The sequence below is a fragment of the Demequina capsici genome (assembly GCF_032102965.1).
Taxonomy (GTDB): domain Bacteria; phylum Actinomycetota; class Actinomycetes; order Actinomycetales; family Demequinaceae; genus Demequina; species Demequina capsici.
The window spans coordinates 1,672,607-1,692,941 of record NZ_CP134880.1; the positions used below are offsets into that span (position 1 = coordinate 1,672,607).

The 20,335-nt window shown below is 69.8% G+C and carries 21 protein-coding genes; 8 read left to right on the forward strand and 13 right to left on the reverse strand.

The features are described 5' to 3' along the window. Window positions 1-25: 25 nt before the first annotated feature. Complete coding sequence (locus RN607_RS08035; protein WP_313496053.1) at window positions 26-1,006, forward strand: quinone oxidoreductase family protein; 981 nt, start codon at window positions 26-28, stop codon at window positions 1,004-1,006. A 15-nt stretch (window positions 1,007-1,021) separates the two neighbouring features. Here the strand turns inward: RN607_RS08035 and RN607_RS08040 are convergent, their stop codons facing one another. After that, entirely contained in the window at window positions 1,022-2,587 is a 1,566-nt protein-coding gene (locus RN607_RS08040) for an MFS transporter (protein WP_376784139.1), read from the reverse strand. Window positions 2,588-2,607: 20 nt separating this feature from the next. On the opposite strand from RN607_RS08040, the gene RN607_RS08045 reads away from it, so the two are divergent. Further along, window positions 2,608-3,108 carry a GNAT family N-acetyltransferase gene (locus RN607_RS08045; protein ID WP_313496057.1) on the forward strand — a complete coding sequence of 167 codons (501 nt, stop codon included), beginning with the start codon at window positions 2,608-2,610 and terminating at the stop codon, window positions 3,106-3,108. Window positions 3,109-3,130: 22 nt separating this feature from the next. Here RN607_RS08045 and RN607_RS08050 read toward each other — a convergent pair whose 3' ends face one another. The 4 genes from RN607_RS08050 to tal form a co-directional block, all read right to left on the reverse strand. After that, window positions 3,131-3,739: a hypothetical protein gene (locus RN607_RS08050; RefSeq protein WP_313496059.1), complete on the reverse strand. Its 609-nt coding sequence runs from the start codon at window positions 3,737-3,739 to the stop codon at window positions 3,131-3,133. A 130-nt stretch (window positions 3,740-3,869) separates the two neighbouring features. After that, window positions 3,870-4,697 (reverse strand): phosphodiester glycosidase family protein, encoded by an 828-nt coding sequence (locus RN607_RS08055; RefSeq protein WP_313541737.1) that lies wholly within the window; start codon window positions 4,695-4,697, stop codon window positions 3,870-3,872. A 70-nt stretch (window positions 4,698-4,767) separates the two neighbouring features. Next, window positions 4,768-4,935 (reverse strand): hypothetical protein, encoded by a 168-nt coding sequence (locus RN607_RS08060; protein WP_313496063.1) that lies wholly within the window; start codon window positions 4,933-4,935, stop codon window positions 4,768-4,770. A gap of 41 nt (window positions 4,936-4,976) precedes the next feature. Further along, on the reverse strand, window positions 4,977-6,086 hold the full coding sequence (tal, locus tag RN607_RS08065; RefSeq protein WP_313496065.1) for a transaldolase: 1,110 nt from the start codon (window positions 6,084-6,086) through the stop codon (window positions 4,977-4,979). 248 nt (window positions 6,087-6,334) lie between these two features. On the opposite strand from tal, the gene zwf reads away from it, so the two are divergent. The 4 genes from zwf to RN607_RS08085 all read left to right on the forward strand — a co-directional run bounded on the left by zwf (window position 6,335) and on the right by RN607_RS08085 (window position 11,663). Beyond that, window positions 6,335-7,768: a glucose-6-phosphate dehydrogenase gene (zwf, locus tag RN607_RS08070; protein ID WP_313496067.1), complete on the forward strand. Its 1,434-nt coding sequence runs from the start codon at window positions 6,335-6,337 to the stop codon at window positions 7,766-7,768. Then, window positions 7,765-8,808 (forward strand): phosphogluconate dehydrogenase (NAD(+)-dependent, decarboxylating), encoded by a 1,044-nt coding sequence (gene gnd / locus RN607_RS08075; RefSeq protein ID WP_313496068.1) that lies wholly within the window; start codon window positions 7,765-7,767, stop codon window positions 8,806-8,808. The genes zwf and gnd overlap by 4 nt, the downstream gene beginning before the upstream one ends. 205 nt (window positions 8,809-9,013) lie before the next feature. Then, window positions 9,014-10,927 (forward strand): DUF4914 family protein, encoded by a 1,914-nt coding sequence (locus tag RN607_RS08080; RefSeq protein ID WP_313496069.1) that lies wholly within the window; start codon window positions 9,014-9,016, stop codon window positions 10,925-10,927. 124 nt (window positions 10,928-11,051) lie between these two features. After that, a complete protein-coding gene (locus RN607_RS08085; protein WP_313496071.1) occupies window positions 11,052-11,663 on the forward strand; it encodes a sugar O-acetyltransferase in 612 nt (203 codons plus the stop codon). 32 nt (window positions 11,664-11,695) lie between these two features. Here the strand turns inward: RN607_RS08085 and RN607_RS08090 are convergent, their stop codons facing one another. Next, window positions 11,696-12,037 carry a hypothetical protein gene (locus RN607_RS08090; RefSeq protein WP_313541740.1) on the reverse strand — a complete coding sequence of 114 codons (342 nt, stop codon included), beginning with the start codon at window positions 12,035-12,037 and terminating at the stop codon, window positions 11,696-11,698. A gap of 111 nt (window positions 12,038-12,148) precedes the next feature. On the opposite strand from RN607_RS08090, the gene RN607_RS08095 reads away from it, so the two are divergent. Beyond that, window positions 12,149-13,054 (forward strand): cation diffusion facilitator family transporter, encoded by a 906-nt coding sequence (locus tag RN607_RS08095; protein WP_376784141.1) that lies wholly within the window; start codon window positions 12,149-12,151, stop codon window positions 13,052-13,054. A gap of 151 nt (window positions 13,055-13,205) precedes the next feature. Here the strand turns inward: RN607_RS08095 and RN607_RS08100 are convergent, their stop codons facing one another. The 7 genes from RN607_RS08100 to RN607_RS08130 all read right to left on the reverse strand — a co-directional run bounded on the left by RN607_RS08100 (window position 13,206) and on the right by RN607_RS08130 (window position 19,382). Beyond that, window positions 13,206-14,846: a cation:proton antiporter gene (locus RN607_RS08100; protein ID WP_313496074.1), complete on the reverse strand. Its 1,641-nt coding sequence runs from the start codon at window positions 14,844-14,846 to the stop codon at window positions 13,206-13,208. A gap of 2 nt (window positions 14,847-14,848) precedes the next feature. Continuing rightward, entirely contained in the window at window positions 14,849-15,235 is a 387-nt protein-coding gene (locus RN607_RS08105; RefSeq protein ID WP_313496075.1) for an ACT domain-containing protein, read from the reverse strand. 41 nt (window positions 15,236-15,276) lie between these two features. Next, on the reverse strand, window positions 15,277-16,437 hold the full coding sequence (locus RN607_RS08110) for an Rv2578c family radical SAM protein (RefSeq protein ID WP_313541743.1): 1,161 nt from the start codon (window positions 16,435-16,437) through the stop codon (window positions 15,277-15,279). Window positions 16,438-16,539: 102 nt separating this feature from the next. Then, the gene (locus RN607_RS08115) at window positions 16,540-16,704 is read right to left on the reverse strand and encodes a hypothetical protein (RefSeq protein ID WP_313496078.1); all 165 of its coding nucleotides are present in this window, start codon (window positions 16,702-16,704) and stop codon (window positions 16,540-16,542) included. Window positions 16,705-16,949: 245 nt separating this feature from the next. Then, window positions 16,950-17,690: a hypothetical protein gene (locus RN607_RS08120; RefSeq protein WP_313496080.1), complete on the reverse strand. Its 741-nt coding sequence runs from the start codon at window positions 17,688-17,690 to the stop codon at window positions 16,950-16,952. A gap of 172 nt (window positions 17,691-17,862) precedes the next feature. After that, window positions 17,863-18,390, reverse strand: a complete 528-nt coding sequence (locus tag RN607_RS08125) for a GNAT family N-acetyltransferase (RefSeq protein ID WP_313496081.1) — start codon at window positions 18,388-18,390, stop codon at window positions 17,863-17,865. 107 nt (window positions 18,391-18,497) lie between these two features. After that, complete coding sequence (locus RN607_RS08130) at window positions 18,498-19,382, reverse strand: LysE/ArgO family amino acid transporter (protein ID WP_313541746.1); 885 nt, start codon at window positions 19,380-19,382, stop codon at window positions 18,498-18,500. A gap of 70 nt (window positions 19,383-19,452) precedes the next feature. On the opposite strand from RN607_RS08130, the gene RN607_RS08135 reads away from it, so the two are divergent. Further along, window positions 19,453-20,328, forward strand: coding sequence for a LysR family transcriptional regulator ArgP (locus RN607_RS08135; RefSeq protein ID WP_313541748.1), 876 nt, complete (start codon window positions 19,453-19,455; stop codon window positions 20,326-20,328). Window positions 20,329-20,335: the final 7 nt, after the last annotated feature.

Below are 20,335 nucleotides of genomic sequence, written 5' to 3' on the forward strand. Positions count from 1 at the left end.
AGCCCCGCACGACCTTGAGGTGTTCATGAAAGCGATCCAGGTGCATCACGTCGGAGGAGTCGAGGCCCTCACCCTCGCCGACATCCCGGAGCCCGCGCCGCGGCCCGGCCGGGTGCTCGTGCGTGCCGCGGCGCTCGGCGTCAACTTCATCGACACCTACCATCGCAGCGGCGCATATCCGATGCCGCTCCCGTTCGTACCCGGCCGAGAAGGCGCAGGCACCGTCACCCACGTAGGTGACGGGGTCGAGGGGTTCACGGTGGGAGACCGCGTGGCCTGGGGCTTCGCGCCCGCCTCATACGCCGAGGTGGTCTCGCTCTCCCCCGACGACCTCTACCGCGTACCGGCGGACGTGCCGCTCGACACCGCCGCCGCTGCGATGCTGCAAGGCCTCACCGCGCACTACCTGGTCACCTCCGTGCATCGCGTGGAACCCGGGGACACCGTCCTGGTCCACGCCGCAGCAGGCGGGGTAGGCCTGCTGCTCACCCAGATGGCCCGTTCACGCGGCGCACGCGTGCTCGGCACGGTCAGCACCGACGAGAAGGAGTCGCTGGCCTCCCAGGCCGGCGCCGAGGTGATCCGCTACGACCGCATGACGGACCTCACCGCCGAGATCCCCGCTGCGGTGCGAGCCCTCACCGGCGGCGAGGGCGTGCATGCGGTGTACGACGGGGTGGGCCGCACCACGTTCGACGGCTCGCTCGCCTCGCTCAGACCCCGCGGGATGATGGCCCTGTTCGGCGCGGCCTCCGGCCCTGTGCCGCCGTTCGACCTGCAGCGCCTGAACGCAGGCGGCTCGCTGATGATCACGCGTCCGACGCTGGGGCACTTCGTGGCGACGCCGCAGGAACGCGCATGGCGCGGCAGCGAGCTGCTGGGCGCGATCGCCGACGGTTCCCTGCACGTGAGGATCGGCGCGACCTACCCGCTTGCGGACGCGGGAGCCGCGCACGCCGCCCTGGAAGGCCGCCAGACGACCGGCAAGGTGCTGCTGCTCCCCTGACCCCGACTGCCCCGGTCAGGAGGCGGACAGGCGCACCTCCGCCTCAGCCTCACGCAGGTGCCGCGGAGGGATGAACAGCGCGGACAGCGCCGTCGCCACCAGGACCGCAGTGGCAGGGAGCGCCAACGTCTGAGCCATCGCGGTGGAGAACCCGTCCTGCAGGGCCGCCGGAAGCTGCAGGGACGTGCTCTCGCCACCCGAGGCCGCGCCCCCTGCGCCCAGCTCGGCGCTGATGCGCGCGGCGATGAGGGTCGCGACGGCGGCCGAGCCGAGCACGGAGCCCACCTGCCTGGTGGCGTTGTACACACCCGAACCCGCGCCAGACGATCGGGGCGGGAGATCGCGCGTGGCGGTCGTCGCCATAGGACCCCACATGAACGCGGAGCCGGCACCCAGCAGGAACGACGCGACCAGAAGCCACCCGATCGACGCTCCCGGCCGCATCAGCGCCGCGTAGAGCCACAGCGACACCGAGACTAGAGCAGTGCCAGGCATCGCAAGCCAACGGGGGTGGACCCTGTCCGTGAGGCGTCCCGCGAGCCGCGCCAGCACCAGGGTCGCCAGCGCTGACGGCGCCGTCATGAGAGCCGACTGCGTGGGAGTCATGCCCATCACGACCTGCAGGAAGTACACGATCGGGATGAACATCCCCGTGGCGGTGAAACCGACCGCCACGATCGCGGCGTTCGCCACCGAGAAGTTCCGGATCCGGAACAACTCCAGGGGAAGCAGCGGCTCCTGCGTGTTCCGGGTCTGCCACCACACGAACGCGCCCAGGAACATCACGCCGGCTCCGATGCAGACCCACACCCAGGCAGCCCAGTCCTGGACATGCCCCTCCTGCAGCCCGAACACGACACCGAACATGCCCACGCCCGACAGCACCACGCCCCACCAGTCGAACGAGTGCGCATGGGTCTCGAGCCGCGGCACCAGCACCCACGCCGCGACGAACGCCACGATGCCGATCGGCACGTTGACGATGAAGATCCACTCCCAGCCCGGGCCGTCCACCAGCACACCGCCTGCGAGAGGTCCCGCGATCGAGGCGATCCCCGCGACAGCACCCCAGAGCGCCATCGCGCCGCCCCTGCTGGACGACGGGAACGTACGGGTGATGACCGCCATCGTCTGCGGGGTCATGAGGCTCGCACCCAGTCCCTGGATGGCACGGGCCGCGATCAGGTTGCCGATCGCGGAACCGGGAAGGGTATCCGCAAGCCCGCACATCAACGACGACAGGGTGAAGATCGCGAGCCCGACGAGGTAGATCCGACGCGGCCCGTAGCGGTCGCCCAGGCGGCCGGTGATGAGCAGCGGGACGGCATACGTGAGCAGGTACGCGCTCGTGACCCAGATGACAGCGTTCGTGTCCACGTTCAACGACGACTGGATCGACGGATTCGCCACCGTGACGATCGTCGTGTCGATCAGGATCATGAAGAAGCCAAGTATCAGCGCCCACAGGGCACGCCACGGGTTCTGCTCCTGGGTCACGGGACCTCCCTCCACGGGCCCCGGCGGGCTCCTCGCCGACAATAGCCCAGGAGACGCCCCCCAGTCGTCACGCGAACGACACATTGACCAGGCACAATGAGCGCATGCAGAACATCAGGATGCGCATGATGCGTGAGTCGGACGTGCCTGCGGTCACGGCGCTCAATGCCGGCGCGTCCCCAGCCGTGAACCTCCTCACCGAGGACGAGGTCGGAAGCCTGTTCCACCTGTGCGACATCGCGCTCGTCGCGACCAACCGCAACCGCGAGGTCGTGGCGTTCCTCCTGTCGCTCGCGCCGGGCCAGCCTTACACCTCTGAGAACTACCAGTGGTTCGAGTCGCGCGGGGTACGGCACCAGTACATCGACCGGATCGTGGTCGCGCCGTCCGCCAAGGGCACCGGCGTAGGTCGCGCGCTCTACGAGTCCGTCTTCGAGCGTGCCCGTGAGCGAGGCGCAAACGAGGTGAGCTGCGAGGTCAACATCGAGCCGCCCAACCCCGGATCGCTGGCCTTCCACGAGCGGCTCGGATTCCGTCAGCTCGCGGAGCAGTGGACGAAGGATCACACCGTCAAGGTCGCCCTGCTCGCCTTCTCCGTGTATTGAACCGCCCGACCGCGGAGCGAGGCTAGAGCGCCTTGCACGACCACGAGCCGGTGAGACGGTCGCCCGTCGCGGGATCCGAGACGTCGAACCGGCCCGACTCCAGGCCGTCGAGGACCTCCACCATGCCTGCGCCGCGATAGGCGTCCCCGTTCACGTCCAGGAACGTGACCACGCCGTCGTACGAGCCGGGATCCGTCACCGGGCGCGGCACCCCGACCGTCGCGGTGGCGATGCCGCTCTCGATCGTGAGGTCCTGGACGACCACCGAGAAGTCGCCGTCGGGAGCGCCCGATCCACAGTTGACCGTGATCAACGGGTCCGCCGCCACCGCCTCGGGAGCGTCGACCCCGACCGCGAGCTGCTTCCCGTCGGACTCCCGCACCGCCTCGATACGCGCCTGCACCGGGCCACGATGGATCGACGCGAGCGGCGTTGCCGAGCCTGCAGGGATGCTCAGGGTGGGCTCCGGCACCGCGGACCTTGCTGCGCCCGCAGGAGCCTCCGCAGTGGCGGGACCTGCGGAGGAGAGCATGGCGGAGACGATCGGCGGTGAATCCTGGATGCTGGGCGCGCAGCCGGACGCAACCACGGCGACGATCACCACCGCGAGCGTGGCCGCCGCAGCGCGCATGGCCGTCTCCCCTCAACCCGGCGACGCCTCCGCGTCACCGCTACGTCTGTTGTACCCCGGGACGGGGGCCGATGTCGATGAGGTTCGTCACACCGGCGCGTCGCCGCGCAGCACGCGGGCGCGTGGCTGATCAGCCCTTGCGCGTGGCTGCGATGATGCCCGCGTACGGCTGGAGAAGCAGGTCGATGTCCCGCCCGGCGCCCGCGGCCCACAGGCCGGAGATCTGACCGTCGAGGTACAGCGCCGACGAGGCTCCGAGCCCATCGCGGAACATGCGTGCGAACGTGTCGAAGTTGACGAGATCGTCCGAGATCGCCAGGTACACGGTCCGCCCATCCGCGGAGACTCCCACTCCGCTGCGGAAGGCGACGTTCGTGGAGCCTGCCGTGAAGGCGGGGTGGATCACGCCGTCGAGCACGAGCGCCGGCCCCGACTGCGTCGCCTGCATCACGCCGTCAGGGCTGTAGTCCATCGAGTCCACCACCTCCGCCGTGCCGTCGTCCATGATCGCGAACACCCCGTTCGGAAGCAGGTGGAAGTTGCCCTCGCCGCCGTTGAGGTTGAGCGGCACCAGCTGCTGACCGTCGGACACGAGCAGGCCACCAGGCACGTAGCTGGGCGTGAAGATCCCTGCGTTCGTGAGCACGTCGCCGTCGACCTCGCCCAGATAGGTGCCTCCCTTCTCACCGTCCCAGACCACCCGGATGTCCCACTGCGAGAGGTCGAGCCGCGCGACCGAGAACCTGACGCCTTCGAACTCGTACGGCTGCACGGCGCTGTCCGGATCCACCTGCTTCGCAGGCTCGGTCGTGGTCACGATGAACGGCGTCTCGGATCCGCTCGCCGACGGCGTGGTCACGGACGGCGAGGCCGACGACTCGTCGACCTGTGGGCCCGCGCAGCCCACCAGCAGCATCACGAGCGCGAGTGCTGCCGAGGTCCTGAGCATCGTGGGCATGCGGGCAAGCCTAGGCTCTGGGAGGCGCCGCTCCGCCCACGGCAGGCGCGGATGCGAGGGATCGAGGCGATCATGCGCTGCCCTTCGTCTCCCCCTTGGTCGCGCGCTCCTTGTTCACCGTCCTCGCCGCGATCTCCTCGGCGGTCTGCTCGTCCTTGCCCATCTGCAGCTCGGACTCCTTGATGTGCTCGTACTGCCGTCGGCGGGTGTCGCTCCAGCCGTTGTCCTCGGGCATCATGCTCCTCCTCGCTCGTCGTGGTCATGCACGCGTCGTCGGTCTCAGCCCAGGAGCGCCTCACGCACGTGCGCGAGCAGCTCCTCCCAGGACTGTGCGAACTTGTCGACGCCCTGGGTCTCGAGGAGCGCCGTCACGTCGTCCAGGTCGACGCCCGCCGCGGCCAGCGCCTCTAGCCGCGCTCGCGCCTCGTCGAACGTTCCCGTGACGGTGTCAGCCGCCTCGCTGGCGCCGTGGTCGGCGACGGCGTCCAGCGTCGCCTCCGGCATCGTGTTGACGACGCCGTCCGCCACCAGCTGGTCCACGTACTTCGTGTCCGGGAACGACGGGTCCTTGGTGGAGGTGGACGCCCACAGGGGCCGCTGCGCATGCGCGCCATGGTCCGCGAGCGCCTTGAACCGCTCGGACCGCAGGACGCGCAGGTGGTGCTCGTAGGCGAGTGCCGCGTTCGCGACAGCGGCGGCACCCCGCAGCGGCGACCCATCGGGCAGCCGCGAGTCGACCTCGGAGTCCACACGCGAGACGAAGAAGGACGCGACGGAACGGATCACCGTGAGATCCCTGCCCGCTGCGAGCGCGTCCTCGAGGCCGCTCAGGTAGGCGTCGACCACCTCGCGGTAGCGCTGCAGCGAGAAGATGAGGGTGACGTTGACGTTGATCCCCTCGGAGATCGCCTTGCGGATGGCGGGCAGACCCTCCTTGGTCGCGGGGATCTTGATCATGACGTTCGGGCGGTCGACGAGCCACCACAGCTGTCGCGCCTCGGCGATGGTCGCTTCCGTGTCCCGCGCGAAGCGCGGGTCCACCTCGATCGACACCTTGCCGTCCTGCCCCGCGGTGGCGTGGTGCACCACCGCCATGACGTCGCACGCGGCGCGGACGTCGGCCGTGGTGATCATCCGCACCGCCTCCTCGACGCCGACCCCGCGTGCGGCGAGGTCCGCGATCTGCGAGTCGTATGCTCCGCCGCCCGAGATCGAGGCGGCGAAGATCGACGGATTGGTCGTCACACCCACGACACCGCGCTCAGCGATGTCGGCGGCGAGACCGCCGGATCGGATCCTGTCCCGCGAGAGGTCGTCGAGCCAGACGGACACGCCCGCCTGGCGCAGCGACTCGAGCGGCCCCGCCTTGATGGTGGTCGTGGCACTCACAGCGTCCTCCTTCGGATCGAGCGGCACGCGGCGGACGCCACGCGCCTCCTAGGAAGTCAACGCGGGGCACGGGGACCGATGTTCCCCCACCAGCGGCAGGCGACCGCGGATGCCGGTCTCCCAGCTCAAGTCGATTGCGAGAGGATGGATCGCGGGAAGGTTATCGACCCCCGATGACGTTACGCACCCGGACGCCGACGTCGCGGCGCATCCGCCGCGCGATGGCCCGGCGTCCAGGAAGGACAGTCGTGAGCGACGCACCGCACCGCTACGATCCGCATCTCTCCCGCTTCGAGCGATCCGACGCGTTCGTCTTCTTCGGAGCGACGGGCGACCTGGCGCGCAAGATGATCTTCCCGTCGTTGCTGATGATGGTGCGCGACGGCCAGCTGGACGTGCCCGTGGTGGGCGTCGCGTCGTCCGGTTGGACGATCGACGACCTCAAGCAGCGCGCGCGGGAGTCCGTCGGGAAGTCCGCGGACAAGCACCCCGAGGCCTTCGAGCGTCTGCTCGGTCTGCTGCGCTACGTCGACGGCGACTATCGCGACGCCTCGACGTTCGGCGCGCTCAAGGAGGCGCTGGGCGGCGCCGCCCGCCCGACCCATTACCTGGCGATCCCGCCCGCGCTGTTCGGCACCGTCATCGAGGGCCTGGCGGCTGCGGGTCTCAACAGGGATGCGCGCGTGGTGGTCGAGAAGCCGTTCGGCCGCGACCTCGAGTCCGCCGTCGAGCTCGACGCGATCATCTCATCGGCGTTCCCTGCGGAGTCGGTGTTCCGGATCGACCACTTCCTGGGCAAGGAGGAGATCATGAACCTCCTCTACTTCAGGTTCGCGAACGCGCTCGTCGAGCCTGTGTGGAACCGCGACAGGATCGCGAGCGTGCAGATCACCGTCGCAGAGGACTTCGGCGTTCAGGGACGAGGCTCGTTCTACGAATCCGCGGGAGCACTGCGCGACGTCGTCGAGAACCACATGTTCCAGGTGGTCGCGCTGCTGGCCATGGAGGCTCCCGCCTACCAGGGCTACAAGGCGGTGCACGACGCGAAGGTCGCGGTGTTCAAGGCCATGCGCCCGCTCACCAAGGACGATGTCGTGAGGGGCCAGTTCGAGGGCTACCGCGACGAGAGCGGCGTGGCGCCCGACTCCGACGTGGAGACTTTCGCCGCGCTCCGGCTGTGGATCGACTCGTGGCGATGGGCAGGCGTGCCCTGGTACCTGCGCACGGGCAAGCACCTGCCGACGAAGGCGGCTGAGGTCGTGGTCGAGTTCAAGCGACCGCCGCAGCAGCTGTTCGACGATGCGCTCGACGGCTCCGAGCGGGCCAACTACCTTCGCTTTCGCCTCTCCCCCGTCCCCGAGATCGCCCTGGCCGCCAGGGTGAAGACGCCCGGGGAGGAGTTCCGCGGGAGCCAGCGCGAGCTGAGCGTCGTGTCGAACCAGACCAACGAGCGGCCCGCCTATGCACGGCTGCTGTCCGACGCGCTGCGCGGCGACCCGTCACTGTTCACCCAGGAGGAGTCGATCGAGGCCGCCTGGCGCGTGGTCGACGACGTGCTGGACGACCACTCACCGGCGATCCCGTACGCCCGCGGCACCTGGGGTCCCGCCGAGGCGGACGCGCTGATCGCGCCTCACACCACCTGGATGAACCCCACCACCGATCAAGGAGACCACGCATGACCACCGACACCCCGATGCAGCTCGGCATGATCGGCCTGGGACGCATGGGAGCGGGCCTCACCCGCCGGCTCCTGGCCGACGGGCACACGGTGGCGGTGAACGACGTCTCGGCCGACGCGGTCGACGCGCTCGCCGCCGAGGGAGCCGTGCCCGCGTACGATTTCGCGGGGCTGGTCGCAGCGCTCGATGCCCCGCGCGCGGTGTGGGTGATGGTCCCCGCGGGCGAGGTCACAGAGAACGTCATCGCGAGGCTCGCAGACGTGCTCGAGCCCGGCGATGCCATCATCGACGGAGGCAACTCCTACTACCGGGACGATCTGCGGCACGCCTCGACCCTCGCCGAGAAGGGGATCTCGTTCGTGGACGTCGGCACGTCCGGCGGCGTGTGGGGCGCCGCGCGCGGCTTCTCGCTGATGATCGGCGGCGACGACGCGACGGTCGGCAGGCTCACACCGCTCTTCCGCACGCTCGCGCCCGGGATCGCAGCGGCCGACCGCACGCATGGAAAGGACGGCGAGCCGCTGCCCGGCGAGGAGGGCTGGCTCCACTGCGGCCCCGTCGGTGCGGGACACTTCGTCAAGATGGTCCACAACGGCATCGAGTACGGACTGATGGCCGCCTACGCCGAGGGTTTCAACATCCTGAAGGCCGCCAACGCGGGCACTCCCGGCACGGCCGCGCACGACTCGCAGACCGCACCCATGGCGAATCCCGAGTACTACCAGTACGACTTCAAGGTGGACGAGGTGGCGGAGGTCTGGCGTCGTGGCTCGGTCGTCGGCTCCTGGCTCCTGGACCTCACCGCCGACGCCCTGCACGCCTCCCCTGACCTGGCCGAGTTCTCCGGCAATGTGGCGGACTCGGGCGAAGGACGGTGGACGTCCATCGCCGCGATCGATGAGGGCGTCCCCACGCCGGTGCTTACCACCGCGCTGTACTCGCGGTTCGCCTCCCGCGACCTCGACGCGTACGCGGAGAAGGTGCTCAGCGCCATGCGCAAGGGCTTCGGCGGGCACGTGGAGCGCCCCACCGGGGAGTAGCGATCGGGCGGACTCCGCCGCTGTCGGGAACAGTCGGGACAAATGTCCCACCCAGGAATGCTCAGCGACCGGCAAACTCCGGGTAAAGGGAGCGCGCCGACGCGGTGCGCTGCCCTGCGCCGCAGATGCGGCCACCCCGGTGCCGTGCACCGCAGGCACCGTCGCCGTCCCCGCAGAACGCCATCCCGCAGATGAAGGAGTCCTCGTGAGCATCACGACCCCGTCCCAGCTGCTTGCCGCCGTCGACCTCGCCCCTGAGGTGCGCGCCGCGCTCGAGGCCAGCCCCCGCGTGACGATCCCCGAGACGCGCGAGGCGCTCTACGCGCTCGCTCTCGGGCCCACAGGTGGCCCGGTGTTCTCCGTCGACTACGACGCGAACGGAACGACGGTGACCGAGGCGACCGTGACCCGTTGCCGCAACGGCATCGCAGTGAACTTCCCCGAGGACTACATGCGGCGCCGCGATCCGAAGTGCATGCTGATCGCGGACGACCGCCCCACCGACAAGGAACGCTACGCGGACCGGTTCGGCGAGAGGTTCGACCGAGTGCGTGCCGAGACCCTCCAGTGGCTCGGGACGCAGGAACTGGTGGTCGTGCCGTTCAAGGCCGGCGGCCTCACCTACGGGTCGCCCTCGATCGCGATCATCCCCGCCAGCTCCGCATTCTTCGCGTTGGCGCTGGTGGACCTGCAGGGCTGGACCACGTTCGACGAGATCGGCGCGTTCACCCCGCGCTCGATCCTGTACGTGGCGCCCCCGTTCCGGCACACGCACTTCGACGGCAGGCAGGTGGTGGTGCACGACCGGACCGCGACCCTGCACGAGATCTTCGCCTACAACCTCTATCCGGGTCCGAGCGCCAAGAAGGGCGTGTTCTCGGTGCTGCTCGACATCGGCGAGGCGGAGGGCTGGATCACCGCCCACGCCTCATCCGTGCGCGTGACGACGCCGTACGACAACGACACCGTGATCATGCATGAGGGTGCCTCCGGCGGCGGCAAGTCCGAGATGTGCCAGGACCTGCGCCGCGAGGACGACGGCCGCATCCTCGTGGGCCGCAACGTGGTGACCGACGAGCCCTACCTCATCACCCTCTCGGAGACCTCCGAGCTCGCGCCCGTCACCGATGACATGACGCTCTGCCACCCGGCCGTCCAGGACGGCTCCGGGAAGCTGGTGGTCGCGGACGCGGAGGATGGCTGGTTCGTGCGCGTCGACGGACTCAAGGAGTACGGCGAGGACCCGCACTTCGAGCGCGCCGTCATCCACCCGGACACGCCGCTCGTGTTCTTCAGCATCGACGGCGTCTCCGACGCGACGGCCCTGCCGTGGGAGCACACGCCCGACTCCACCGGACGGCCGTGCCCCAATCCGCGGGTGGTGATCCCTCGTCGAGCGATCCGTCGCATCGTCAACCAGCCGGAGCCCGTCGACGTCCGCACGTTCGGCGTCCGTATGCCCGCCTGCACCGCCGACGCGCCCACCTACGGGATCATGGGGCTCGCCCACTTCGTCCCGCCGGCCATCGCATGGCTGTGGCGCCTCATCGCCCCGCGCGGCGACAAGAACCCGTCGATCGGCGAGGCGCCCGACGCAGTGAAGCGACTCGAGCACGGCGGCATGGTCTCGGAGGGCGTCGGCTCGTACTGGCCGTTCTCCACCGGCACGAAGGTCGCTGCAGCCAACCTGCTGCTCGACCAGATCGTCACCTACGACCGCACGCGCTACGTGCTCGTGCCCAACCAGCACATCGGTGCCTACAAGGTCGGCTTCTCCGCCGAGTGGCTCACCCGCGAGTGGCTCGCACGCAAGGGCGGCGGCCGCATGCGGGCCGATCAGCTCGAGCCTGCCCGCTGCTCGCTGTTCGGCTACACGCCCACCGAGATCACGCTCGACGGACAGCCCATCCGGCGCACGCTGCTGCGGCCCGAGCTGCAGTCGCAGGTGGGCACGGACGCGTACGACGCCGGTTGTGCGATCCTCACAGGCTTCTTCAAGTCAGAGCTCCAGCAATACCTCACGGACGACCTGGACCCCCTGGCACGCCGCATCATCGAGACCTGTCTCAGCGACGGCACCGTCGAGGACTACGAGGCGCTCACGCCGCTCTACCTGTAGCGCGCCGGAGATCCGCGCCCGTATTGCAGCCCATCGGCGCGGCGACCCGCATCCGCGGGGCGCCGCGCCGACGCGGATCGCCGCCACTGTAGGTTGATGACGGCAACCGATGCGAGGAGACCTGATGGACGCGGACGAGCAGCGCGCGCGAATGAACGAGGTGCCGGTCGACGATCCGACCCGCACCGAGTACCAGAAGCTCATGAACGACGAATGGTTCAAGTACCGGCTGGGGCCCGAGCTCGCCGACATGCAGCGCGCCACGCTCGCCACCCTGCGCGACGTCAGCGCACGATACTTCGAGGAGCCCGTGGAAGCGACGCGGATCCTGTGCGAGCTCGTCGAGGAGTGCGGGCCGGGACTCGACTTCAGGCCGCCCATCTACCTCGAGTATCGCGAGCGGGTGCGCTTCGGCGCGAACGTCTTCATCAACGCGAACCTCATGATCCTCGGCAGCGGTGAGGTCACGATCGGCGACAACGCCCTCATCGGACCGGACGCGCGCTTCTACACCGTGAACCACACGATGGACGTCGAGCTGCGTCGCGAGGGCTGGGAGCGCGCATTCCCCATCGTCCTCGAGCCCGACGTGTGGCTCGGCGGCTCCGTCGTGATCTGCCCTGGCGTGACGATCGGGCGTGGATCGGTCGTGGCCGCAGGTTCCGTCGTCACCAAGGACGTCCCCCCGATGTCCGTCGTCGGAGGGAATCCTGCGAGGGTCCTGAAGAGCCTCTGACCAGAGGCGGGCAGCCTGGCGAGGACTCCGAGTCAGCGCCTGGTGTCGCCGCCGTCGGGCTCGGCGCCGTCGGGCTCGAGTCCGCCAGGAGCGTCGTCGCCACGGGCAACCTCGCCAGAGGCATCGTCCCCCGGCTCGAGTCCGCCAGGAGCTTCGTCGGCGCGCTCCCCGGCCGCGGCGCCGTCGGCACCCTCCGGATCGCCCGCCTTCTTCTTGGCGCCCGAGAGCCACCCGTAGTTGGAGGCTCCGCCGTTCTCCTTCGCTCCCTTGTAGAACTGATACCCGAAGTAGATCACCGCGATGGCGATGGCGATGTAGAAGAACGCCTGCGCGGCGATCGGCGAACCCTGGTCGGCAGCGGCGGCGAGAATCATGCGGCGATTCTCTCACGCGTCGCTCCGTACGCGGCGAACCGCCACAGCCTTGGTGAGAACGGTGATCATGCCCGACTTCTCCCCGACGCACCTAGCCCGTACCGTCGAGGGGTGAGCCCTCACCAACACGCACCCGTGGAGCACGCGGCGAGCCGTCATCGCGACCGCCTCGCTGGCGTGTTCATGCTGGTCGCCGCATTCATGGCCGTCGAGGTGATCGTGGCGCTGAGCTCGGGCTCGTTGTCGTTGATGTCGGATGCGGGCCACATGGCGGCCGACGTCGTCACCCTGGGAGCAGCGCTGGTGGCGACACGCATCGCCGGGCGCAGCGACACGTCGGGTTCGCGCACGTACGGCTCGTACCGCGCGGAAGTGTTCGCATCCGGACTGGCCGCGCTGGTGATGCTCGCCGTCGCGGTGTACGTGGTCGTCGAGGCGATCCGGCGCGCCGGCACGGAGCCCACCATCCCCGCCGCACCGATGCTGGTCGTCGGCGGTCTGGGACTGATCGTGAACGTGGTGAGCCTCATGCTGCTGAGGGCAGGCTCACGGGAGTCGCTGAACGTGCGGGGAGCCTATCTAGAGGTGATCGCCGACGCCGCAGGCTCGGTGGGGGTCATCCTCGCAGCGACGCTGATGATCACCACGGGCTCGCCTGCGTGGGACGTGGTCGTAGCGCTCGCGATCGGCGCCTTCGTCGCCGTCCGCGCAGTGCTCCTGGCACGAGAGGTGCTGGATGTCCTCGGCCAGCACGCGCCGCGAGGGTTCGACGTGGACGCAGCGGCGCACGACCTCGCCGCGCTTGCGGGTGTGCGGGGCGTCCACGACCTCCACGCGTGGACGCTGACCTCCGGCATGAACGTGGCGACGGCACATCTGCTGCTCGAGCACGGCGCCGATCCGTCCTCCACGCTCGTCGTCGCGCAGGCCGTGCTCCGCGACGAGCACGGGATTGCTCACGCGACGCTGCAGCTGGAGGACCAGATGTCCGCCCAGTGCCACGACGTCAGCTGGTAGCACGCCGCCGATCCGACCTCCGCAGCGGGCGCGTCATCCGAGCGGGCGGCCGTGCTCACGCGGCCTCGCATCGAGGGCCCAATCGAGCCGAAGGGCGCGCTCGCGCGACCCCGACACCCCGCGACCGTGCGTCAGTACCGAGCGGGGGCCGTCAGAGCTCGAGCCGGATCTGATCGGCGTCGAGCTCGCGCATGGCGGACTGCAGGGTCGCTGACGTGAATGAACCGACCATGCGGGCCTCGAGCAGGACCTCACGCTGCGCGTGGATGACGGCCAGCTGCTCCCCGATCTCGTCGAGCTCGTCGGCGCTCGCCTGCAGCTCGTCCCGAGCGTCGTCCGCGGCCTCGCCGAGCATCCGTTGCAGCTCGACGCGCTCCTGCGCACGCTGCTGCGGGGTCTGGCCGGGGTCGGGCTTCAGGAATCGGACGAGCGTCGCGGCGGTGCCCCCTTGGACGCCCAGCGACACGACCGCCACCACGAATGCGATGAGGATCAGCAGAGACCTCTCGGGCGCGTCCGCGGGGAGCGTCTGAGCCGCAGCGATGGTGACGACGCCTCGCATGCCCGACCACACGATCAGCGTGCCGTCCCTCCAGCCCAGCCGGGACGACACCTGATAGGTCGCATCGGCCTCGGCACGCACGAGCCTCGCATGGATGCGCCGATGCAGCTCCTCCTCAGGCCTTCCGGGGCGGAGCCGGATGCTGAGGCGCTCAAGCGGGGTCAGCGGCGGCGGAGTGGACAGGTCGGCGAGCTGAGCCTGGTCGGCCGCGATGCGTTCCTGCCGTCGGTCCACGGTCGCGGCGGAGCGCCGCAGGCCGGCCATCAGGGGCGCGACGAATCCCGCGCGGATGACGAGGCTCAGCACCAGCGCGGCGAGCGCGATCCACGCCGCTCGGCCCACTCCCTGATGGTTGGCCTGGACATCCTCGATGACCCCGATCAGCTCGAGACCGAGGATCAGGTAGACAGCACCCTCGAGCACGAGCTCAAGCGCGTGCCACGTCTGCCGGTCCGCCACCCGGTGCTGGGGTGAGAGCACCCTCGCCGCACCGTTGCCGGTGACGAGCCCCGCGACGACCGCTGCGACCAGGCCCGACGCGCCCATCGCCTCCGCCGGGATCGATGCGATGAACGGCACGGTGAAGGTGATGACGGTGTTCACCGTCGTGTCCTTGACATGCGAACGCACCCACAGGTTGAGCCGACCGACCGCCCACCCGATGATCACGGCCACGGTGAGCGCCATCACGAACACGCCGCTGACGGACCAGAACGTGACCGATGCGGCCGAGGCGGCCACAGCGGCGCGCAGCAGGACGAGCGCGACGGCGTCGTTCAGCATGGACTCGCCCTCGAGGACGGTAGTCACCCTGGGGTTGACGCCCAGACGTTTGATGATCGCGGTAGCGACAGGGTCGGTGGGACTGACGAGCGCGCCCAGCGCGAGCGCCCACGGCCAGCTGAGACCCAGGATCCAGTGGAAGAACACGCCGAGCAGCGCGGTCGAGATCAGCACCAGCGCCAGGGAGAGCCCCGAGATGGAACGGAGCTCGCGACGGAAGTCCGTGGCAGGGATCTGCACGGCCGCCGCATACAGGAGCGGCGGCAGCACACCCGCAAGGATGATCTCCGGATCCACCTCCACCTCGGGCATGGCGGGAACGACGCTCGCCAGGACGCCGAGCGCGACGAGCAGGAGCGGCGCCGCGATGCCGACCCTGGGGCTGAGCGCATGCGAAGCGGCGATGCCGAGGAGCGCGAGAACGCCCAGGATCAGGATCTGCTCCATGGTCAGCCGATCACCTCGGCGAGCACCTCGAGCGCCCGGTGGCGCTCGTCGTACGGCACGAAGAGATGGTCGTGCTTGGCCCCCGCCACGGCATTGCAGCTGATGCCGGCATCGGCGAGCGCCGTGGCGAAGGTGGCGGTGAGTCCGACCGCGTCAAGCGCGGAGTGGACCTGCAGGGTGATCCAGGCAGACGGGAACTCGTGCACCAGCCTCAGGTTGGTGGCGGTCGCCAGGTCGATCACGATCGAGATCCCCTCATCCTCGACGATGGTCGCGACGGGGGTGACGCCCATGGGGATCGTGCGGACCGTGGCCCACACGTAGCAGCCCTCGTTGAGCCGGGGGCTCATGCCCTGGATGAGCAGCTCGAGGTCGTCGATTCCTGACATATGCCCAGCCTAGGGCCGCGGTCGGTCACGCGGAAGGACGCTCAGAAGAGCCGGTCCGCGCCATCGAGGCGCGTGCGGGCGTGCTCCGCGCCGGCCGGCCTTGTGCGCGTGAGCTCTCGCTCCACCAGGTCTGATGCTGAGGGCGTGCGCCGCCACTCGCCGTCCGGGTCGCGAGCCTCCGCCCGCCGCACCTCCGTTCGCGCCGGCTCGGACGCTGACGATGCGGCTCCCCCGGTGTTGTGGTCGACGGCGGCACGGTCCAGCCCATGGGCACGGATGAGCGGCTTGATCCGCGCCGCGAGCTCCTGCCGGTAGCGCTTGGGCGCGTAGGAGCCGTCACCGTAGAGAGCGCGGTAACGGGGCGTGAGCTCGGGCCTGAACGTGTTGAGCCAACGGGCGTACCACTCCTTGACGCCTGGGCGCAGATGCAGTGCGCTGTAGGTGACGGACGTGGCACCTGCCGCCTTGATGCGGGCGAGCGCTGCGTCCAGGTGCTCCGTGTCGTCGGTCAGGTAGGGCAGCACAGGCATCATGAACACCGCGACGTCGAAGCCGGCCTCGGCCGCGGCGGTCACGGTCGCGAGCCTGGCGGCGGTGGTCGGGGTGCCAGGCTCCAGCGTCTGCTGCAGATCGTCGTCGAAGACCGCGATCGACATCGCAAGGTCGACGGGCACGCGTGTCGCCGCATCCGCGAGCAGCGGCAGATCACGACGCAGCAGGGAACCCTTGGTGAGGATCGAGAAGGGTGTGCCGGAGTCCGCGAGCGCGGCGATGATCCCCGGCATCAGGCGGTAGCGACCCTCCGCGCGCTGGTACGGGTCTGTGTTGGTGCCGAGCGCGACATGCTCGCGGGTCCACGACGGTCGCGAGAGCTCGCGCTGCAGCACCTCGACGACGTTCGCCTTCACGATCAGCTGGGTGTCGAAGTCCCGCCCTGCGTCGAGCTCGAGGTACTGGTGGCTGGGCCGCGCGAAGCAGTACACGCAGGCGTGACTGCAGCCGCGATACGGGTTGATGGTCCAGGTGAAAGGCACCACCGAGCTGGAGCCGACCTTGTTGAGGGCGCTCTTGGCTGCGATCTCATGGAAGACGATGCCGTCGAACTCGGGCGTGCGGACCGAACGGATCAGGTTGCTGAGTCGAGCAAGGCCCGGCAGTGCGTCGACCTGCTCCGAGTCCAGCGTCTGTCCGTCCCACCTCACAGACCCATTCGAACAAACGTTCGATGCGATGTCAACGTCCCACGCCTCGTTCGCCGGCACGATCTCCCGCGCCAGCCTCAACCGACGGTCGGCACGTCTACCTCAGCCGACGGTTGCCACGTCGACCTCGTCACCGGTCGCACCATCGACGAGCACCCGGGCACCCAGCGGTTCCGTGAGCGCGACATCGACGATGTCCTGGCACGCGTCGTTCGGGCTCCGGTAGGTCGAGGTCACGGTGACGGTCACCTCCGTCGTCGTCTCCACGACCTCCGTCTCAGGATCACCGTGGCATGTACCGACGACGACTCGCAGCGCACCGGCGTTCAGCTCGGCCCCTTCGATCGGCTGCGGACCACGGGACTCCGTGCTGCTGCACGCCGTCAGGAGAGCCAGGGCCGCAACCCATGCTGCGGCTGCGGTCGCATGCCGGGAACTCCGGAGCGCCCCGCTCCATCGGGCGGTGGAGCGACCCGTCTCAACGGCGCCACAGGGTGCGGGCGAGCCACGACTCATGATGTCGCGCCCTCCGCCGGCTCACCCGCGCGCGTGTAGCCCGCCGGGCTCGACAGCTGGAGGGAGAGCCGCGGCTCCTGCCCGGCCGGCAACGTCACCTGCCAGGTGTGCACGGTGATGTCGGCGTCCGAGGGCCGGTCGACCACCCAGTAGGCGCGGTCCACGTCGACGCCCTCTTCAGAGACGACGTCGGGCAGAGGCCCCGGGCACCCGTCGGTGAGCAGCAGGTCCCACCCTTCGAGCCACGTGCGCTGGGCGGTCTCTCCCTCGCCGCACGGCTGCACGCTGAACCCGGCGGTCATGAGGGACGATGCGACCCCGTCGGCTCCCGACGTGATCTCGACGGTGACGGGCCCCGCCGGCACCGCGTCGACGGACTGCCATGGGGCGACGGCATAGCCGCCTCGGGTGGTCCAGTAGGCGGTCACGGCGATCCTGTAGGTGTCGCCTCCCGCGGCGCCAGCGTCCCCGTCGCCACCGGCATCCGACGTCACCAGGTAGGCGCGCATGCAAGCGTCGACCCAGCCCGTGCGCGCACCCTCGAGCGCGAGCCACGACCGGGACCAGCCCTCGTCCCACTGACTTCCTACGCAGCTCCAGGTGACCTCGGTGCCGTCGGCCGCGATCACCGCAGGGGCCTCGCCATCCGCGGGCGACGCCTCCTCGGCTGGCGGGAGCGACGACTCATGCCGGGCCAGCGCCCAGGCACCGACGAGCACCAGCAGGATGGCTGGCACGGCCAGCATCCACCTTCGCATAGAGCCCCCCGACTCGGTCCGCGCCATGTGTGCCTGGCGTCGATCGAGAGCCTAGTCGCGGACCCTCACCTGTGCGAGAGCAATGCCGCCAACATCGTCGATCGCCGCGATCGGAGCGGCGGATCGGGATCGCAGATCGGGATCGCCGGCATCAGCCGCGGCGGAGGCCGCCCGTCGCGATCGACGCGTCGCGCATCGCGACCACGGGGATCACCGCACCCGTGCGGCTGACCTTCTCACCGCGCTCGACGATCACCATGCCCAGCCGCTCGTAGAGGGCGATGTTGTCGTCCTCCTGAGCGCGCACCAGGCAGGACAGACCCTGGAGGCCTTCGGCACGTGCCGCCTCCCGCAACGCGGCGACGAGCGTGGAGGCGATGCCCCGGCCGCGCGCCTCAGGCACCACGCCCAGGCGCCCGAAGTAGAGCGAGCCGTCTCCCGCGTCGTGGTGCTTCGCGAGCGCCACGGGGCGGCCGTCGACTCGTGCGATCGCGACGCCGAGGCCCGTCTCGATCTCGAGCGCGAGCGTCAGTGGGGTCTCGAGCATCGCGCCTGAGGTCTCACCTTTGGCCGTGTACTCATCGAAGGCACGATGCATGACCCCGATCGCCTGGGCGGCCGCCTCCGGAGCGATCCGCAGCTCGATCTCGACCACGGCAGGATCGTCGACACCTCTCACGCACGAAGACTCTAGACCTGTCCCACCGCCGGGCACGCACCAGGATTCGAGACCTGCGGCGCCGCCGGTCAGGGGCATGGCCGGACGGTGGCGCGCCGGAGGCCCGCTCACGCTCCGGCCGCGAGCGTCACAGCGAGCACGAGCATGATCACGCCGATGCCGCCGTCGAGCACCCTCCACGCACCAGGTCGCGCGAGCGGCTTGGCGAGCAGGCGGGCGCCGTAGCCCAGCGCCGTGAACCACAGGACCGAGCCGGAGGCCGCGCCTGCAGCGAAGATCCATCGCGCCTCCCCGTGGGTCGCGGCGACGGTGCCCATGAGCAGCACCGTGTCCAAGTAGACGTGGGGGTTCAGCCATGTGACGGCCAGCACGGCCAGTGTGGTGGCGCGCAGCGAATCACGACGGACGACGCTCGTCTGGGCCGCCGCACCGGACGCCGCCGCGAATCCTTTCGCAGGCATGCCGACAGCTGCCGACCGGCGGCCGCTCGACGACGTGCGTGACGGGACTGGGGTGCCTTCCACGGTGGGCCGACGCGCCGCTGAGACGCCGACTGCGCCACGGTCGGCATCGACCACCCGCATACCCGAACTGGGATGCTGCGCGTCGACCACCCGCACGTCCGAACTGGGATGCTGCGCGTCGACCACCCGCATACCCGAACCGGGACTCTGCGCGTCGGTGGACCTGCGGGGCACCCGCAGCGCGCTCCCGTCCGGTCGCCACGCGCGGCGCGCCGCCATCAGGCCGTAGACCAGCAGGAATGCGGCACCCGCCCAGCGCGCCGCGGACACGAGCCAGGGCAGCCCGACCACGGCGAGACCCACGCCGGAGACTCCGACGGCGATGAGGATCGCGTCGGACAGCGCGCAGACGGCGACGACGAGCAGCACATGCTCGCGGCGCAGACCCTGACGCAACACGAACACGTTCTGCGCGCCGATGGCGATGATGAGCGAGAACGAGAGCCCAAGCCCTGCAACATAGGTCATGCGGCGAACGTACGGCCTCGAACGAAGAAGCACCACTCACGATCTCTTTGGTTGCATTAGCCTGCCTTATATGCAGATTCCGGCGGACCTGGCCCAAACCCTCGCCACCACCGTGGACGAGGGGTCGCTCGACGCCGCAGCACGTGCCCTCCACATCACCCAGCCGGCCGTGAGCCAGCGGCTGCGAACCCTCGAGCGGCTCACCGGGCAGGTGCTGCTGGTGCGCTCGCGACCGGTGCGACCGACCCCGGCGGGCGAGGTGGTGGTGCGCTACGCCCGCCAGATCGCCCAGCTCGACGCCGAGGCCTCAGCGTCGCTCGGGCTGGAGGGCGCCTCGCGCCCCGTCCTGTCGATCGGGGTCAACGCGGACTCGCTCGCCACCTGGTTCCTCACACCGCTGGCGCGCCTCGCCCAGCGTCACGGCGTGATCTTCGACCTTCACCGGGACGACGAAGGACGCACGGCGGACCTGCTCGTGAACGGCACGGTCGCCGCGGCGGTGACGACGCGGCACGATCCGGTACCGGGTTGCACCGTCACGCGCCTGGGCACGGAGTCGTATCGCGCTGTGGCATCAGCCGACTTCGCTCGCCGTTGGTTCCCATCCGGGGTGACCGCCGAGGCCCTTGCCAGCGCCCCGCTGGTGGACGTCGACTCGGAGGACCAGCTGCAGACCCGCTACCTGGAGGCACGCGGCGTGGATCCTGCGCTGCCGCCGCGCCACCGCATCCCGACCACGCCCGATTTCGCGCGCGCGATCGAGATGGGAATCGCGTGGGGCCTGATGCCGCAGGCGCAGCGAGAGAGCGCCGCAGGGATCGTCGACCTGGGCGGGCCGGACATCACGGTGGATCTGTACTGGCAGCAGTGGCGTGTGCGCTCGGGGCTGCTCGACGAGCTCACCGAGGAGGTCACAGCGGAGGCACGGCGCGCGCTGCTCGCCTGAAGCAGGA

What these genes read in the sequence shown, in the direction of transcription:
- RN607_RS08035 (WP_313496053.1), top strand. Translation starts at nt 26, where the DNA reads ATGAAAGCGATCCAGGTGCATCACGTCGGAGGAGTCGAGGCCCTCACC.
- RN607_RS08040 (WP_376784139.1), bottom strand. Translation starts at nt 2,587, where the DNA reads ATGTGTCGTTCGCGTGACGACTGGGGGGCGTCTCCTGGGCTATTGTCG.
- RN607_RS08045 (WP_313496057.1), top strand. Translation starts at nt 2,608, where the DNA reads ATGCAGAACATCAGGATGCGCATGATGCGTGAGTCGGACGTGCCTGCG.
- RN607_RS08050 (WP_313496059.1), bottom strand. Translation starts at nt 3,739, where the DNA reads ATGCGCGCTGCGGCGGCCACGCTCGCGGTGGTGATCGTCGCCGTGGTT.
- RN607_RS08055 (WP_313541737.1), bottom strand. Translation starts at nt 4,697, where the DNA reads ATGCCCACGATGCTCAGGACCTCGGCAGCACTCGCGCTCGTGATGCTG.
- RN607_RS08060 (WP_313496063.1), bottom strand. Translation starts at nt 4,935, where the DNA reads ATGATGCCCGAGGACAACGGCTGGAGCGACACCCGCCGACGGCAGTAC.
- gnd (WP_313496068.1), top strand. Translation starts at nt 7,765, where the DNA reads ATGACCACCGACACCCCGATGCAGCTCGGCATGATCGGCCTGGGACGC.
- RN607_RS08085 (WP_313496071.1), top strand. Translation starts at nt 11,052, where the DNA reads ATGGACGCGGACGAGCAGCGCGCGCGAATGAACGAGGTGCCGGTCGAC.
- RN607_RS08090 (WP_313541740.1), bottom strand. Translation starts at nt 12,037, where the DNA reads ATGATTCTCGCCGCCGCTGCCGACCAGGGTTCGCCGATCGCCGCGCAG.
- RN607_RS08100 (WP_313496074.1), bottom strand. Translation starts at nt 14,846, where the DNA reads ATGGAGCAGATCCTGATCCTGGGCGTTCTCGCGCTCCTCGGCATCGCC.
- RN607_RS08105 (WP_313496075.1), bottom strand. Translation starts at nt 15,235, where the DNA reads ATGTCAGGAATCGACGACCTCGAGCTGCTCATCCAGGGCATGAGCCCC.
- RN607_RS08130 (WP_313541746.1), bottom strand. Translation starts at nt 19,382, where the DNA reads ATGACCTATGTTGCAGGGCTTGGGCTCTCGTTCTCGCTCATCATCGCC.
- RN607_RS08135 (WP_313541748.1), top strand. Translation starts at nt 19,453, where the DNA reads ATGCAGATTCCGGCGGACCTGGCCCAAACCCTCGCCACCACCGTGGAC.